The organism is Haloarchaeobius caseinilyticus, assembly GCF_051207395.1.
In the GTDB taxonomy this organism is placed as follows: Archaea; Halobacteriota; Halobacteria; order Halobacteriales; family Natrialbaceae; genus Haloarchaeobius.
On sequence record NZ_JBPJZC010000002.1, the window covers coordinates 88,790 to 103,469 of the forward strand.

The following is a 14,680-nucleotide window of genomic DNA, read 5'->3' on the forward strand; positions in this document are numbered from 1 at the left end:
GGTGGCGGAACCGCACCCTGCGGTTTCGCCAGCGTGGGAGAACGGGGCTGTGGCCGACAGTTCGTATCAGAGTTCTTTTACCTACGATGACGGAAATCCCGGACGACCACGATGCGACTCACGCCAGCCCGCGACGCGACACCCTGGTCAATCCTCGCCGCCAACGCGATGCTGCTGGCTGGCGTCTTCGTCTTCGGCTGGTCCGTCGAGCTCGTGTTGGTGCTGTACTGGTTCGAGTCTGGGGTCGTGCTGTGCAGAAACGCCGTCGAGGCGTTGTTCGCACAGCGACTGCCGAGCGAGTGGACGAGACAGAACCTCCCGCTCGAACGGCTGGTCAACGTTCGCGGGAGCGTCGAACCGGTCTCGTGGCTGCCACCACTGTATCCCCGGAACGTCCCGTTCGTGGGCCGTGGACTGTTCATCTTCGCCCTGTTCTGGCCGATTGCAGGGGTCGTCACCCTCGGACTGTACGGGCTGAGCGACCCAGCGACCGGCAGCCACGCGTTGCTCGCGCTCCCCGTCGTCGTCGGCCGACACGTCGTCGAACTCGTCCAGTACGTTCGGACTGGCCGATACGAGGACGAATCCGCCCAATCGGCGTTCTCCGGGTTGCAGGCGCTGCTGTTGCTCGTCCTCAGTGTCGTCGCGCTGTTTCTCGCTGCCATCGGTGGGACCGCACACCGAGGGTCGATGCTGACGTTCGGGCTCGTCTTCTGTTGCAAGTTCGGCTACGACCTGGTCGACGCGAACGTGTTGGGCCTCGGCGACTTCGCCGACCGCCACACGGACGACGGCGTGACCGACCCGGACCCGATTTCGCTCCCCGAACGAGCGCCGTACGTCCGCGTCTCGACGACGACCAGGTCGGTCGCACTCGAAGCAGGACTCCTTGGAGCGCTGGAGACGGTCGCAGGCGTGACGCCCCTCTTGCTGTGTGTCGCTGGGTTCGTCGGACTCTTCGCTGGTGGATTGGTCGGGGCGGCCATCGGCGTTCTCGCTGTGGGCGTCGCGCGAACCACCATCGAACTCGTCGTCGCGTGGCTGACCGTCGGCACCATCGAATATCGGGTTTATCCCGAGAGCGTCGTCGGCTACAACACGCTGTTCGACGAACCGCAGTGGCGCGTCGCCTACGACGACCTCGAAGAAGTCGTGACTCGTCACGAAGACACGAAACGGTACGTTCCCGAGGGCTTCGGCCGGATTCGGCTGAAAGAGCCAGACCGCAAGCACACGATTCTCGACCACCTCCCTGACGCCGAAGAACTCGCGGCATACATCGAGTGGGCCCGGGACTACGAACCGTGGGAACCGAAGGACGACGTGACGATTGGCGCGTGGTCGACGGACGACGCGTCCCACGACGACGAACCGACGGACCGCCCATCCCACGACGACGAACCGACGGACCACACATCGGCCACCGACACGACCTCGACGTAGCCGTCGCCGTCGCAGCAGAATCATTTTACCACCTGTCGCCCGAACGACGGATATCCCCAATGCGTCCCCTCCCCGGCCGTGATACGGCCCTCCTGTCGCTCGTCGTCGTCACGCTGTTTCCACTGGTCGGTGTCGTCTGGTTCGGCTGGACGGCACAGACGGTGGTCGTCCTCTACTGGCTCGAAATCGGCATCGGACTGCTGCGAGGGGCGGTCGAAGGGCTGTTCGCGCAACTCCCACCCACGACCGAGAACGACAACAAAATCCACCGAGACCGACTGTCGGAGAAACGAGGCAGCATCGTCGTCGTCGACTGGTTGCCGCCGGTCTACCCGCGAAACGTGCCAGAAATCGCCGGGCACCTCTGGATACTCGGCCTCTTCTGGCCGATAGCGGGACTGTTCGCCCTCGGTGACCACATCGCAGCCCTCTCGGGCGGTGCCATCGAGACACTCGCAATCGGTGTGGTGCTCGCTTTCGGTCGAGAAGCCGCTGGCGTCTACACGTCGGTCAGAGACGGAGACTACGAGGACCTGTCCGCAGAATCGACCGTCGCCCGCCACCACATCGGTGGGCTGCTCCTCCTCAGTTACGTCGCGCCGGTGCTGCTCTCTGCGACGCCGACGACCGGACTCGGGTACGCCCTCACGCTCGTGGTCCTCCTCGGCACGAAGCTCTGCTACGACCTCGCGGACGAACAACTCACCAGTGTCGGTCGATTTCTGCACGAGAAACTCCCGGAGCGAGTCGGTGAGCGGCCACCGGTGCCGACGCCCGACGGCGACCCGCTCGCGGTAGTCGAAACCGATGGCAGGTCCACCGCGGCGCAGGGCATTTTGAAGTGCATCGCCGCGGTGCTTCCGCTCGGACTGATCGCTCTCGTCGCGTTCGACGCTACCGGGGGTCCCGAGGTGGGAGCGCCCGGCGTGGCCCTCGGTGTCCTCGTGCTCGTCGCGCTCGTCGGCTGGGTCGGGTCCCGTGTCGGTCACCTCATCGCCGGGTCGGTCGAGTACCGCGTGTACGCCGACGGCATCCTCGGGTACGACACGCGCCTCGACGAACCGCAGTGGTTCGTCCCGTACGAGGACGTCGAGGACGTCGTCACCCGGCACGAGGACACGAAACGGTACGTGCCGACCGGCTTCGGTCGAGTCCGCTTCGACCTGCCGAGCGACGAGCGACCGGGACACGAACAGCGTATCCTCGACCACCTCGCGGACGCCGACGAGCTGGCCGAGACCATCGAGTGGGCACGGAACTACGACTCGTGGGAGGCCGCGGGCTGCACGTCGACGGACGAGGCGAGTGCCAGTCAGCCGAGAGACGAAGCGAGCGACGCTGTGTGAGAGTGACCGAACACCGCGACCATTCCTGCGACGAACGGTAGAACTTTCAGCCAGCCTCGCAACCCCTCGCATATGACCTCGCTCGGACTGGTGGTCGCGGAGTTCAACGCTCCCGTCACCGAGCAGATGGAAGACGCAGCACGAGACGCTGCAGAGTCGGCAGGTGCGACGGTCGTCGAGACGGTCCAGATTCCGGGGGCGTACGACTCGCCGCTGGCCGCCGACCGCCTCGCACGCAGAGACGACATCGACGCCGTGGCGGTCGTCGGCTCCATCATCACTGGAGACACGGACCACGACCAGGTCATCGGTCACGCGACGGCACAGAAGCTGACCGACGTGAGCCTCGACCGCGACAAGCCCGTCACGCTCGGCGTCACCGGCCCGGGAATGAGTTCGGCCGAAGCGTACGAGCGCATCGAGAACGCCGCATCGGCCGTCGAGGGCGCAGTAAAACTGGCTGAGAGACTATGACTATGGAATTCGCAGACCGCGTGAAGCGAGTCGAACCGTCAGCGACGCTAGCCATCTCGGACAAGGCCTCGGCACTGGAAGCCGACGGCGTGGACGTGGTGGACCTGAGCGTCGGCGAACCGGACTTCCCCACTCCCGAAAACGTCGTGCAGGCGGCCAAGGACGCGATGGACGCCGGCCACACCGGCTACGCGCCGTCGAACGGAATCCCGGAACTGAAGGAAGCCATTGCGACCAAACTGGCCGACGACGGTCTCAACTACGACGCGAGTCAGGTCATCGTCACGCCCGGCGGCAAGCAGGCCCTGTACGAAATCATCGACGCCCTCATCGATGACGGTGACGAGGTGGCACTCCTCGACCCCGCGTGGGTCTCCTACGAGGCGATGGTGAAACTCGCTGGTGGCTCGCTCACCCGCGTCGACACGGCGAAGCACGACTTCGCACTCGAACCGGCGCTCGACGACCTCGCCGCGGCTGTCTCCGACGAGACGGAACTCCTCGTCGTCAACTCACCCGGCAACCCGCACGGTGCGGTGTACTCCCGCGAAGCCCTCGAAGGCGTCCGTGACCTCGCCGTCGAACACGACATCCTCGTCATCTCCGACGAGATTTACAAAGAGATTACCTACGGCGCGGAGGCTATCTCGCTCGGCACTCTCGACGGGATGGCAGACCGCACCATCACGGTCAACGGCTTCTCCAAGGCCTACTCGATGACCGGCTGGCGGCTCGGCTACTTCGCCGGCCCGTCCGAACTCGTCTCACAGGCTGGCAAGATTCACAGCCACTCTGTCTCCTCGGCGGTGAACTTCGTCCAGCACGCGGGCGTCGAAGCCATCCAGAACTGCGACGAGACGGTCGAAGAGATGTCCGAGGCGTTCGAGGAGCGCCGCGACATGCTCGTCGACCTCTTTGCGGAGCACGGCGTCGACGTGGCCGTCCCGGAGGGCGCGTTCTACATGATGCTCCCGGTGGACGACGACGACCAGGCGTGGTGTGAAGGCGCAATCGACGAGGCCCACGTGGCGACGGTTCCGGGCAGCGCGTTCGGCACGCCCGGTTACGCCCGTCTCTCGTACGCAGCCAGCGAAGAACGGCTCCGTGAGGGCGTCGAGCGACTGGCCGACGCCGGGTATCTGTAGACGACCTCACTTCGAGGTCCCTCGATTTTTCGACTCACGTCTCAGCCGAACAGCCGCTCGCGCACCGACCGCGGGCGTGGGCGCTCGGCTAGCAACACCGATAGTTCGAGTTCTTCGAGTACGGACAGCTGGGGCGAGCCACCGAGGATGCGAGACACGAGTCCTCGCTCTGTCGCTCCGAAGATGACGAGCGACTTATCGGCGGCAGCGTTCCCGATGGCGGTCGCCACGTCCCCCGTCTCGACCAGTAACTCCACATCGGTCAAGTCGTGGTCCGTGACCCACTGTTCGAGGAACGCACGCCCGGCGGTGGCGTCATCGGCGACGTGCAGCACCGAGATGCGCGCGCTGTTCGTCGCCTGTAACGCCTTCGCGACTGCGGCAGACAGGTCCGACGAGTGACCGCCGGCGGTCGGCAGGAGGATATCGCTCGGGTCGAACCCGCGTTCGTCGAGGACGAGGACGTCGCAGGGTAAGTCGTGGGTCAACTCGTCGAGTGTCCCCTCGACTCGTCCGCCGGCAAGTTTCTTCCCGCCGTGGCCGATGACTAACCGTTCGACGCCGCGTTCGCGCGCGATGTCGAACACTTCGTCGAGTCCCTCGTGTGAGAGGACGGTTCTCGTCTCGACTGGGACGGCCAATCGCTCGGCGTCACGGCGTGCATCGGCCATGAGGCCTTTCGACGTCTTCGAGATGCGGTCACGCTGCTCGGCTGCAGCTTCGAGCGACGTCTGGTCCGGCACCTGAATGACGTGCGTGGCGAGTACTCGACCACCGTCGAACTTCGCGAGCGCGGCTGCGAGTGTCACGAGTGCCCGCTCGGTGCGCGGGTTCGAGAGTGCGACCATCGTCGTCGGCCCCACCTCGGTGTGTCCCGAACCGTTCGGTGCGACGGTTGCCGCCGCACCGACGACTGCCGGTGGCAACTCGCCCTCCCGGTCGAGGATGTACCGTCCGAGCAGCCCTTGTCTGGTGGTGGTCCGACGAGCGTAGACGAAGTACCAGACGACGGCACCGACGACGAACAGCCCCGACAGGAGGAGTTCTTGCGTCCCGACGAACGCCAGCAGCCCGAGCGACAGCACGATGCCGACGAGCGGCGTAATCGGGTAGAGGGGAACCGTGAACGCTGGGTCGTAGTCGGGGTCGGTCTCTCTGAACACGATGAGGGCGGCGTTCATCAGGGCGTAGACGACGAGGTGGAGCACGCTCGCAGCCTTCGCGAGGACTTCGATGTCCTGTCCGAGCGCGGCGATGAAGACGACGATGATCACCCCCGTGATGAGTATCGACCGGTAGGGGGTCGCGTAGCTCGGATGAATCTCGTTGAGCCAGTTGGTGACGATTCTGTCTCGCCCCATCGCGAAGTTGATTCGAGCCGACGCCAGAATGGAGGCGTTCGCGCTCGAGGCCGTCGCGAGCAACGCGCCCAGCGTTACGATAGTGACGGCAAACCCCGTGAACCCACCGGGGAAGGCGACCTGCGTGGCCTGTGTCAGCGGTGCGTTCTGGCTGAGTTCTGGCCACGGCACCACACCCAACATGATGCTCACCAGTACCGCGTAGAGGACGGTCACGACGACGACGCTCCCGATGATAGCCAGCGGGAGGTTCCGGCCCGGATTTTTCAGTTCCTCGGCGACGGTCGCGATTTTCGCGTACCCGAGGAACGAGACGAACACCAGCGCCGTCCCCGGGAGGATGGCGCCGTACCCGAACGGAGCGACCCCACCGTCACCGAGGAGCGTCGCGAAGTCGAACGATAGCCAGCCCTGGACGGCGAACAGGGTCAGTATCAGCAGGAGGATGGTGACGATGACCGTCTGAACGCCACCGGTCTCTTTGGCACCGATGTAGTTGACGCCGACGAAGACGATTCCGGCGACGAGCGCGCCGACCTGTACCTCGGAGAGGAACAGTACCTCCGGCATCGGCACCAGCGTCGCGAGATACTGCCCGAAGCCGATGCTGTAGAAGGCAGAGGCGAAGGCCAACCCAACCCAGTCGCCGAGGCCCGCGATAGAGCCGAACAGCGGACCGAGGGCACGGTTGACGTAGTAGTAGCCGCCGCCGGCTTTCGGCATCGCCGTCCCGAGTTCCGAGACCGAGAGGGCGTTCACGAGTGCGATGAGACCGCCGACGACGAACGAGACGACGACGACCGGGCCAGCAGTGCTGGCGGCGACACCGGGGAGGACGAAGATACCGGCCCCGACCATCGTCCCGATACCGATTGTCAGCGCCGACAGGAGTCCGAGGTCTTTCGCCAGCGCTTCGTCACTCATCGGCGGCCCTCCGAGCGGTTCGGCCGGGGCTGTGGCTTCGGCGAGTTCGAAGGGTCCAGCGAACGAATCGAGACGACCGGGACGTCCGCCTCGGCTGCGATGCGAACTCCCGTATCTCCCGAGAGAAACCGGACGAGTCGATTGCCCCCACGGGGACGAAAGACGATGGCCGTGGCATCTACGTCAAGTGCTGTCTCGACGATGGTTTCGGCGACGCTCGTTCCGAACTCGATACGTGTGTCGACAGTGGTCCCATCTGCGAACCTCGACTCGACCGACGAGAGGAACTGATTCGCGTCGGCCTGTCGTTTCTCCATCGGTGCTTTATCTACCGCTCCACCGCCCTTCGCGATGACGTGGGCGACCGTGAGGTGGTCCACCTCGTCGAGATACCGAGAGAGGGCAGCCGCCGTCGCGGACGCGTCTGTATCGTTCGCGACTGGAACGACGATGCGTTCGAGCAACGGCATCTGGTCAGCCACCTCCGGTCGCTGTCGACAGGTACAGCCACCGAACCGGCGGACGGCCTGCCCTCGACCGCCGTCGTATCGTCGTCCAGTCCCGGACGAGGTGGTGTGACCCCATCTCCATCGTGGGAACCCCAGGCGAGTCGCAATCGAATCTCGTTCTGTCCATACGTCGTGATGCGGTCGCACATAGCATAAATACTCGCCCTTATTTTTCGATATGCAAAATTTTGCCCTTCTTAATTTCGGATATGAAAATACAGTTCCGGTGGTGGATAACGCAGACACTCCCCAACATGGTCCCTCACGACGGGAGAGCCGACCGGGAGGGCCACAACTCTAGCCGAGCCGCTGGGTCGGCTGTGAGAGACGAGCCGTTCGGTGTGTGTCCCACATGGAAGAAATACCGGTCCGAAATAAGCATTATATCACCACAGACCGTACCATATTTTCGAAACAGAAGTTTTCCCCGCTCCACCAATGTCACCTCGTACTCCAGACTACCGACTCGACGAAATCGACCGGCGCATCCTCCACGCGCTCATGGACGACGCCCGCAACACCTCCGCAAGCACGCTCGGCTCGGCAGCCGGTGTCTCCGGGGCGACCATCCGGAACCGTATCCACAAACTCGAAGCGGCCGGGATAATCCGTGGCTACACGACACAGGTCGACTTCGAACTCACCGGCGGACGACTCACCAACCTCTACCTCTGTGACGTTCCTATCACCGACCGCGAAGCCCTCGCTCACGAGGCACGGGGGATTCCCGGCGTCGTCAACGTCCGGACGCTGATGACCGGCCGTCGCAACCTGCACGTCCTCGCGGTGGGCGAGAGTACGCGGGACCTCAGACGCGTCGCGCGCCAGCTCACTGACATCGGTATCCACATCGAAGACGAAGATCTCGTCGAAGAGGAACTGTTCGCTCCCTACAGCCCGTTCGACCCCGACGCCGGTGAAGTGCCACCGGAAACGAACGACTTCATCAGCCTGACTGGCGACGCGAGCGTGGTCGAGGTCACTGTGCAAGCTGGGGCACGCATCGCCAACCTAACGCTCGAAGAAGCCGCTAGACAGGGAATTCTTGACGAGGAGACGCTCCTCATCGCCATCGAGCGCGACGACCGCGAACTCACTCCACACGGTGATACGGTCATTCAACCGGACGACATCGTGACTATCCTCTCTCGGGTCGGCGGCGGCGAGGATGCACTATGGGCGTTCCGCGAGTCGCAGCCCGAATCGACGACCGGGTAACGCGCCGACTACTCCTCGTCGACGCGCTCGGCCAACACTCGCTCGATAATCCGCCCAGTCGAGAGCAACTCACCCTCGTACTTCGGGTCGCGTGCCGACGCCCGGCGAACCTCGCACTCGATGCCCCGTGACGCCAGCGCGTCGGCGATTGCGGCCTCGTCGTGGTGCTGGTCGTGGCCGAGGACGATGTAGTCCGGCTGGAGGCGCTCGATGGGGACGAAGATGTCCTCGGTGTGGCCGAGGTGGGCTTCCGTGACCATTTCGAGCGCGTCGACCATGTCGCGGCGCTGGCGGTCCGGCAGGATGGGTCGCTCCTTGTGCGTGACGTTCTCCCGGCGGGCGATGATGACGTGGAGTTCGTCGCCCATCGCGGCCGCTTCGGCGAGGTAGTGAACGTGGCCGGGGTGGAGGATGTCGAACGTTCCCTGTGCGATGACCGTGGTAGCATTTCCTGTCATATCAATCTCGCAACTCCGCGTCGATGTCCGCCTGCGTGAAGTCGAAGAACTCTGCGGGGTCCGGAAGGTCGACGTCAAGCACGGGCAACTCACGCGGGTCGCCGTACTGGTCGAACGCGCGCCAATCGCCCTCGCGGTAGGGTGCGCCCATGATGATGTGGGCGGTGCCGCTCCCGAACGTGGCGAGGTCGGCGTCGCTCGGCCTGAGGACGCCGTTCGGGTGGGAGTGGATGCTCCCGAGCGCGCGCATGTCGTTCGGAATCATGTTCGTCTGGACCGTCGCGCTGACCGGGTTCGACCGGGTGCCGGGGATGACGAGCACGTCGGTGACGACCTGTCCGTCCACGTCGAGGCCGAGTTGGTCCGCGCTCGTACCCCGGAGCATCCCCATGTACTCGTTGGGGTGCGTGTCTTCGGCGGCTTCGAGCGCGAACTCGATGGTGTCGCGGGCGATGCCCACGACCGCCTCACGCTGGAAAAACCGGTCGAACAGTCCCATAGGCCACTCTCACGCCTCGGCGGTGCTAAACGTTCCGAAACCTGCGTTCGTCTTGATAAGCGTTATACGCGGTCGTTCCAAACAGTCCCGTAACAATGACATCCGACTCCGTCGGCAGCGCCGACGACGACGGTGACACGACCGTCGTATACGATTTAGCGCCCGACTGTACGGTCGACGACGTCGAGGCGGACACGCCCTATCTCGCAACCGTCAACGGTATCGTCGAATACGGCGTCTTCGTCGACCTCTCTGATGCAGTCTCCGGTCTCGTCCACGAATCGAACCTCAGCGGCACGTTCGCCGTCGGCGACGAACTCGTCGTCGAACTCGAGAACGTCCGCGAAAACGGCGACATCTCGTTGATTCCGGTCGACGTCGACGACTACGAAGTCGAAGCGATCGCACACGACTACCGGACGACGGCGACGACGGCCCTCGACACCAACCTCGGCGAGCAGGTCCACGTCGAAGGTGTCGTCACGCAGATTAAGCAGACCGGCGGTCCGACCATCTTCCAGATTCGTGACGAGCACGGCGTCGTTCCCGCAGCGGCCTTCGAAGCCGCGGGCGTCCGTGCCTTCCCAGAAGTCGAGATCGACGACGTGGTCCGCGTGACCGGCATCGTCGAGTCCCGCGACGACGCCATCCAGCTCGAAGTCGGCTCGCTGACCGTGCTGGAAGGTGAGGAGGAGGACACTGCCCGACAGAGCCTCGACAGCGCGCTCGCGGAGTGGGCAGAACCGCACGAGGTCGACCCGCTCGTCGAGTGGGACGCGTTCGAAAAGCTCCGCGAGGACCTCCGTGAGGTCGCCCGGCTCCTGCGCAAGACCGTCATCGAGGGTCGCCCCATCCGCGTTCGACATCACGCCGACGGTGACGGGATGTGCGCCGCGGTTCCGGTCCAGCAGGCCATCGAGCGCTTCATCGCGGAAGTCCACGAGGACCCCGACGGACCGCGCCACCTGTTCAAGCGACTCCCCTCGAAGGCCCCGTTCTACGAGATGGAGGACGCGACGCGTGACCTGAACTACGCACTCGAAGACCGCGAGAAGCACGGCCAGCAGCTTCCGCTCGTCCTCATGCTCGACAACGGGTCGACGGCCGAGGACGTGCCGGCCTACGAAACGCTCGCGCATTACGACATCCCCATCGTCGCGCTCGACCACCACCACCCGGACCCGGAAGCGGTCGAACCGCTCCTCGACGCCCACGTCAACCCGTACCTGTACGACGAGGACTACCGCATCACGACCGGCATGATGTGCGTCGAACTCGCGCGGATGATTTACCCGGACATGACCGAGGAACTCCGTCACGTCCCCGCCGTCGCGGGCCTGTCGGACCGCTCGAAAGCCGAAGTCATGGACGAGTACCTCGGACTCGCGAGCGAAGAGGGCTACACTGAGGACGACCTCCAGGACATCAGCGAGGCACTCGACTACACTGCGCACTGGCTGCGCTACGACTCTGGCCGTCACCTCATCAACGATGTGCTAAACGTCGGCTGTGACGACCGTGACCGCCACACAGAACTCGTGGACTTCCTCGCAGAGCGCGCCCGCGACGAAGTGTCGGACCAGCTCGACGCCGCGATGCCTCACCTCGAATCCGAGGACCTCGCGAACGGCGCACACCTCTACCGCCTCGACGTGGAGAACTACGCCCACCGCTTCACCTACCCCGCACCCGGCAAGACCACGGGCGAGATTCACGACGCGAAGGTCAAAGAGACGGGCGACCCCGTCATCACCATCGGGTACGGCCCGGACTTCGCCGTGCTCCGCTCCGACGGCGTCCGCCTCGACATCCCGCAGATGGTCACCGACCTGCAAGAAGAGATCGTCGGCGGTGGCGTCTCCGGTGGCGGCCACCTCGTCGTCGGCTCCATCAAGTTCGTGAAGGGCCGCCGCGAGGAAGTCATCGACTCACTCGTCGAGAAGATGGCAGAAGCGGACATCGACGAAGACCTCAGTTCTGCGTCGGTCCTCTCCGACGACTGAGCAGACGACTGCGACGGTTCCCGATTCTCTCCTACGTCGCTTTCGCTGGTCGAATCTCGAAGCGTGCGCCACCCGACTCGCCCGCCATCACTTCGATGTCCCAGTCGTGTGCGTACGCGATTTCCCGGACGATAGAGAGACCGAATCCAGCGCCGGACTCCCGCGTCGTGTAGCCCGTCTCGAAGACGCGCTCGCGTTCGTTCTCGGGGATACCGGGACCGTCGTCCTCGACGTAGAATCCGTTCGGTTCGAGATTTCCGACACGGACCGTCACGTCATCATCCCCGTGTTCGACGGCGTTTCGGAACAGGTTCTCTAGCATTCGTTCCAGCCGGTCAGGGTCACCGACGATGGTCGGTTTTCCGATGGTTTCGAGCGTCGCCTTCGGCGCAGCGACGTTCTCCCACGCGTTTCCTGCGACGGTCGCCAGTGGAACCTGTTCCGTCTGGATGACGCGTTTCCCCTCTTTGGCGAGCGTGAGCACGTCGTCGATGATGACGTCCATCCGACCCATCGCGCGCTCGGCGGTATCGAGGTGCTCACTCTCACAGTCCTGCTTGGCCAACTGGAGCGCAGTGGCAGCCGTCGAGAGCGGCGTCCGGAGGTCGTGGGAGACGACACTCGCAAATCGGGTGAGGCGTTCGTTCTGTCGCTCGATTTCGCGCTCCCAGGTGTATTTGCTGGTTCGGTCTTCGACGACGACGATGACCTGTTCGACGTTCCCGTCACGGTTCGTCACCGGCGCGGCGTTGACGAGGAGCCAGCGGTCGTCACCGGGTGTGTGGACGCCGAGTTGGCGGCCCTGAATCGACTTTCCAGTCGCGACGACCTCGGTGATGGGCGTCTCGTGTGGTGGTATCGGGTCGCCATCCCAGTCGAACATCTTCAGTGGTGTCTGGGATAACTTCGTACCGAGCAACTCGTCGATGTCTAACTGAAGTACATCGGACGCCTGCGGATTCGCATCGATGATGGTGCCGTCCGGTTCGAACACGAGGACGCCGACGGGATGTGACTCGAACCGCCGCTTGTAGGCCTCTCTCTCCTCTTTGACCACCTCTAGCTGTCGTTTCCGAAGGAACAGACCGCCGAGAATCGCGATCGTCGAGACGAGTGCGACGTGTCTCGTATCGGATTCTTTCGGTTCGCCGAGGAAGAACGAGAGGACGGCGACGACGTCGTCGTTCGCAATAATCGGGACCGCGATGGCGGCGTGGAAGTTCGCGGCACTGGCCGCACTTCGTCGGAGGGAGAGGTCGGTCGTATCCGACGAGACGTCTTTCACCCACTCGATATCACGGGCTTCCCAGACCCGCCCGGGGAGGCCGACGCCCTTGTCGAACGAGAGGTTCTCCGTGGCGGCGCGGAACCCGTCGATGCCCTTCCCTCTTCCGTACCACGCCTTGCTCGGGACGAGTTTGTCGCCGTCTTCGTTTGGGAGCCATACCTCCCCGTACCGCCATTCGGTTCGTTTACAAACGAGTTCGATGGTTCCGAGGAGGGCAGATTCGAGCGAGGGAGCCTCCGAAACCGCCTCGGCAACCTCGTGAATCAACTGAAAGTCTTTTCGTCGGTCACCGGTCGATTCCATGCGTATAGGAGGCCGTCACCGGGTTTGAGGTGTCCGGAAAGTTATTCGAACTCGACACTTCCTCGCAGCAGTGCCACCACGGCGACGACTACGACGACTGCAGCACCGAGCAGAACTGGTGGTACATCGTCGTCAGGGGCACCGCCGGACCAGTCGGAATCGAACGCCGCTGCGTAGTAGGCACCGACCTCCTCGCCTGTCAGCACGAGCGCGACCTCGCGGTTCTCGCGGAGCGAGTGGCGGTTCCAGTTGACGCTTCCGACGACGACGTGTCGACTATCGACGACGACGCCCTTCGCGTGAATCTTCTCGAACCGCCCGTCCGGGTCGACGAGGCGAGCGTCGAGTGCGAGGTCTTCACGGTCGGCGATGGCGTTCAATCGGTCGACGACGCGGCCGTTCTCCTCCTCGGCGTACCACGCCGAACTGAGGAGGACTCGCACACGGGTTCCGTTTCGTGCTGCGTCGAGCGTCGCCTGCATCAATGGTGTTTCGACGCCCTCGACGGCCATCTGTTCGACGCGAACCGAGTCGGTCGCGTTGCGGACGAGGGCCGTCATCGACGCTTCGGCGTTGTCTGGTGCGGCGAGAACGGTGATTCGGTCGACCGTGACCGATTTCGCTTCGCGTTCGCTCGGGTAGTCGCCGGTGGCCACTTCGCCCGCCACCGGGTCGACGGTTTCGCGGTAGTCGCGCCACGGAATCGCGTCGTGTGCCTGCCAGTCGGCGGCGAACAGGTCGGCGAGCGCGCCCGTCGCATCGCCCCGCACGGCGACGCCCCAGCCGCGATTCGCCCGGCCGCCGCTGCCTGACGGTTTCCAGTTCTCGGTGAGGACGAGGGCCCGGTCGTCGGCGACGACGTACTTCGCGTGGTGGTAGTGATACCGAGCCGCCTCGCCGCCGACCACGCGAACTGAGACACCGGCATCGACGAGTTGGTCGAGTGCGGCGACCTGTCGCTCGCTCGTCCCGCCGACTGGGTCGCCGTCGACCAGCACTCGGACCGAGACGCCACGCTCGGCGGCCGTGACGAGGGCGTCGGTGACACGCTGTGAAGAGTATGTGTAGCCGGCGAGTCGGATTCGCGCTTCGGCCGTGCGAACCGCATCGAGCGGGACTGCGGTATCCGGCATGACGAACGCGTCGACGCGCGTGCTGCCGGTCACGACAGGCTCGAAGTCGGTCGCACCGCGGGGTCGCCAGCGCTCGCCGTTCCAGCGTTCGCCGGCCGGCGCGTTTTCGAATCGCAGCGTGTCGACGACTGCTCCGTGGTACGCGAGTGTCAGTGGCTCCCCGGAGTTCGCCAGTTCGGGGAAGCCAGCCACACCGACCGTCACGTCGGCAGCGTCCGTGGGAACCGCAGTGGGAGACGCGCTGAACGCCACGTGGCCCGAAACAGTTCGATTCCCGAGCGTGGCGGTCGTCTCGTCGTCGCCGAGCGTCCAGCCCGCGAGGTTCGTCTCACCTGCGAACGCGACGACGACGTACTCACCCTCGTCGGCCGACGCGACCGGGTTCGGTGCGACGGCGACGAGCGAGGCGTTCGGTTCCGTGGCGACCGACTCGACTGCGTGGCCGTTCTCGGCTGTCGTGTCGGCCGTCGGAGTGACCGCCGCACCGGCCCCCACGATGCCGACGAGCAGGCTCCCGGTCAGCACACCGATGGCGAGGACTACTGCGACGCTACTCCGAAACACGGCGGCTCTGGC

At 64.6% G+C, this 14,680-nt stretch carries 13 protein-coding genes; 6 read left to right on the forward strand and 7 right to left on the reverse strand.

Annotation, left to right across the window (positions count from 1 at the left end):
* The first annotated feature begins 111 nt into the window (after positions 1-111).
* The 4 genes from ACSC1P_RS11710 to ACSC1P_RS11725 all read left to right on the forward strand — a co-directional run bounded on the left by ACSC1P_RS11710 (position 112) and on the right by ACSC1P_RS11725 (position 4,408).
* Positions 112-1,443, forward strand: coding sequence for a DUF6498-containing protein (locus tag ACSC1P_RS11710; protein WP_435360365.1), 1,332 nt, complete (start codon positions 112-114; stop codon positions 1,441-1,443).
* Positions 1,444-1,502: 59 nt separating this feature from the next.
* Entirely contained in the window at positions 1,503-2,789 is a 1,287-nt protein-coding gene (locus ACSC1P_RS11715; RefSeq protein ID WP_435360366.1) for a DUF6498-containing protein, read from the forward strand.
* 72 nt (positions 2,790-2,861) lie between these two features.
* Positions 2,862-3,263 (forward strand): 6,7-dimethyl-8-ribityllumazine synthase, encoded by a 402-nt coding sequence (gene ribH, locus ACSC1P_RS11720; RefSeq protein WP_435360367.1) that lies wholly within the window; start codon positions 2,862-2,864, stop codon positions 3,261-3,263.
* Complete coding sequence (locus ACSC1P_RS11725; protein ID WP_435360368.1) at positions 3,260-4,408, forward strand: pyridoxal phosphate-dependent aminotransferase; 1,149 nt, start codon at positions 3,260-3,262, stop codon at positions 4,406-4,408. Before ribH ends, ACSC1P_RS11725 begins: the two co-directional genes overlap by 4 nt.
* A 41-nt stretch (positions 4,409-4,449) precedes the next feature.
* On the opposite strand, the gene ACSC1P_RS11730 is transcribed toward ACSC1P_RS11725, so the two are convergent.
* Genes ACSC1P_RS11730 through ACSC1P_RS11740 form a run of 3 tightly spaced genes read right to left on the reverse strand, consistent with a single transcriptional unit; the run spans position 4,450 to position 7,329 of the window.
* Positions 4,450-6,693, reverse strand: a complete 2,244-nt coding sequence (locus tag ACSC1P_RS11730) for an amino acid permease (RefSeq protein ID WP_435360369.1) — start codon at positions 6,691-6,693, stop codon at positions 4,450-4,452.
* Positions 6,690-7,163, reverse strand: a complete 474-nt coding sequence (locus ACSC1P_RS11735) for a universal stress protein (protein ID WP_435360370.1) — start codon at positions 7,161-7,163, stop codon at positions 6,690-6,692. The genes ACSC1P_RS11730 and ACSC1P_RS11735 overlap by 4 nt, the downstream gene beginning before the upstream one ends.
* 4 nt (positions 7,164-7,167) lie before the next feature.
* Positions 7,168-7,329, reverse strand: coding sequence for a hypothetical protein (locus ACSC1P_RS11740; protein ID WP_435360371.1), 162 nt, complete (start codon positions 7,327-7,329; stop codon positions 7,168-7,170).
* A gap of 311 nt (positions 7,330-7,640) precedes the next feature.
* Here ACSC1P_RS11740 and ACSC1P_RS11745 point away from each other — a divergent pair, with 311 nt between their 5' ends.
* A complete protein-coding gene (locus tag ACSC1P_RS11745; protein ID WP_435360372.1) occupies positions 7,641-8,420 on the forward strand; it encodes an Lrp/AsnC family transcriptional regulator in 780 nt (259 codons plus the stop codon).
* A gap of 8 nt (positions 8,421-8,428) precedes the next feature.
* Here ACSC1P_RS11745 and ACSC1P_RS11750 read toward each other — a convergent pair whose 3' ends face one another.
* Complete coding sequence (locus ACSC1P_RS11750; protein ID WP_435360373.1) at positions 8,429-8,878, reverse strand: FAD synthase family protein; 450 nt, start codon at positions 8,876-8,878, stop codon at positions 8,429-8,431.
* A gap of 1 nt (position 8,879) precedes the next feature.
* On the reverse strand, positions 8,880-9,377 hold the full coding sequence (locus ACSC1P_RS11755; RefSeq protein ID WP_435360374.1) for a Mov34/MPN/PAD-1 family protein: 498 nt from the start codon (positions 9,375-9,377) through the stop codon (positions 8,880-8,882).
* Between the two features lie 95 nt (positions 9,378-9,472).
* On the opposite strand from ACSC1P_RS11755, the gene han reads away from it, so the two are divergent.
* Positions 9,473-11,380, forward strand: coding sequence for a Hef-associated nuclease (gene han, locus ACSC1P_RS11760; RefSeq protein WP_435360375.1), 1,908 nt, complete (start codon positions 9,473-9,475; stop codon positions 11,378-11,380).
* A 31-nt stretch (positions 11,381-11,411) separates the two neighbouring features.
* On the opposite strand, the gene ACSC1P_RS11765 is transcribed toward han, so the two are convergent.
* Together ACSC1P_RS11765 and ACSC1P_RS11770 are read right to left on the reverse strand one after the other, a co-directional pair.
* Positions 11,412-12,971 (reverse strand): sensor histidine kinase, encoded by a 1,560-nt coding sequence (locus ACSC1P_RS11765; RefSeq protein WP_435360376.1) that lies wholly within the window; start codon positions 12,969-12,971, stop codon positions 11,412-11,414.
* 41 nt (positions 12,972-13,012) lie between these two features.
* The gene (locus ACSC1P_RS11770) at positions 13,013-14,668 is read right to left on the reverse strand and encodes a phospholipase D-like domain-containing protein (RefSeq protein ID WP_435360377.1); all 1,656 of its coding nucleotides are present in this window, start codon (positions 14,666-14,668) and stop codon (positions 13,013-13,015) included.
* Positions 14,669-14,680 lie beyond the last annotated feature (12 nt).

Bases quoted from the DNA above. Each gene is read 5' to 3' on its own strand.
- ACSC1P_RS11710 (WP_435360365.1), top strand. From the start codon at position 112: ATGCGACTCACGCCAGCCCGCGACGCGACACCCTGGTCAATCCTCGCC.
- ACSC1P_RS11715 (WP_435360366.1), top strand. From the start codon at position 1,503: ATGCGTCCCCTCCCCGGCCGTGATACGGCCCTCCTGTCGCTCGTCGTC.
- ribH (WP_435360367.1), top strand. From the start codon at position 2,862: ATGACCTCGCTCGGACTGGTGGTCGCGGAGTTCAACGCTCCCGTCACC.
- ACSC1P_RS11725 (WP_435360368.1), top strand. From the start codon at position 3,260: ATGACTATGGAATTCGCAGACCGCGTGAAGCGAGTCGAACCGTCAGCG.
- ACSC1P_RS11730 (WP_435360369.1), bottom strand. From the start codon at position 6,693: ATGAGTGACGAAGCGCTGGCGAAAGACCTCGGACTCCTGTCGGCGCTG.
- ACSC1P_RS11735 (WP_435360370.1), bottom strand. From the start codon at position 7,163: ATGCCGTTGCTCGAACGCATCGTCGTTCCAGTCGCGAACGATACAGAC.
- ACSC1P_RS11740 (WP_435360371.1), bottom strand. From the start codon at position 7,329: ATGGACAGAACGAGATTCGATTGCGACTCGCCTGGGGTTCCCACGATG.
- ACSC1P_RS11745 (WP_435360372.1), top strand. From the start codon at position 7,641: ATGTCACCTCGTACTCCAGACTACCGACTCGACGAAATCGACCGGCGC.
- ACSC1P_RS11750 (WP_435360373.1), bottom strand. From the start codon at position 8,878: ATGACAGGAAATGCTACCACGGTCATCGCACAGGGAACGTTCGACATC.
- ACSC1P_RS11755 (WP_435360374.1), bottom strand. From the start codon at position 9,377: ATGGGACTGTTCGACCGGTTTTTCCAGCGTGAGGCGGTCGTGGGCATC.
- han (WP_435360375.1), top strand. From the start codon at position 9,473: ATGACATCCGACTCCGTCGGCAGCGCCGACGACGACGGTGACACGACC.
- ACSC1P_RS11765 (WP_435360376.1), bottom strand. From the start codon at position 12,971: ATGGAATCGACCGGTGACCGACGAAAAGACTTTCAGTTGATTCACGAG.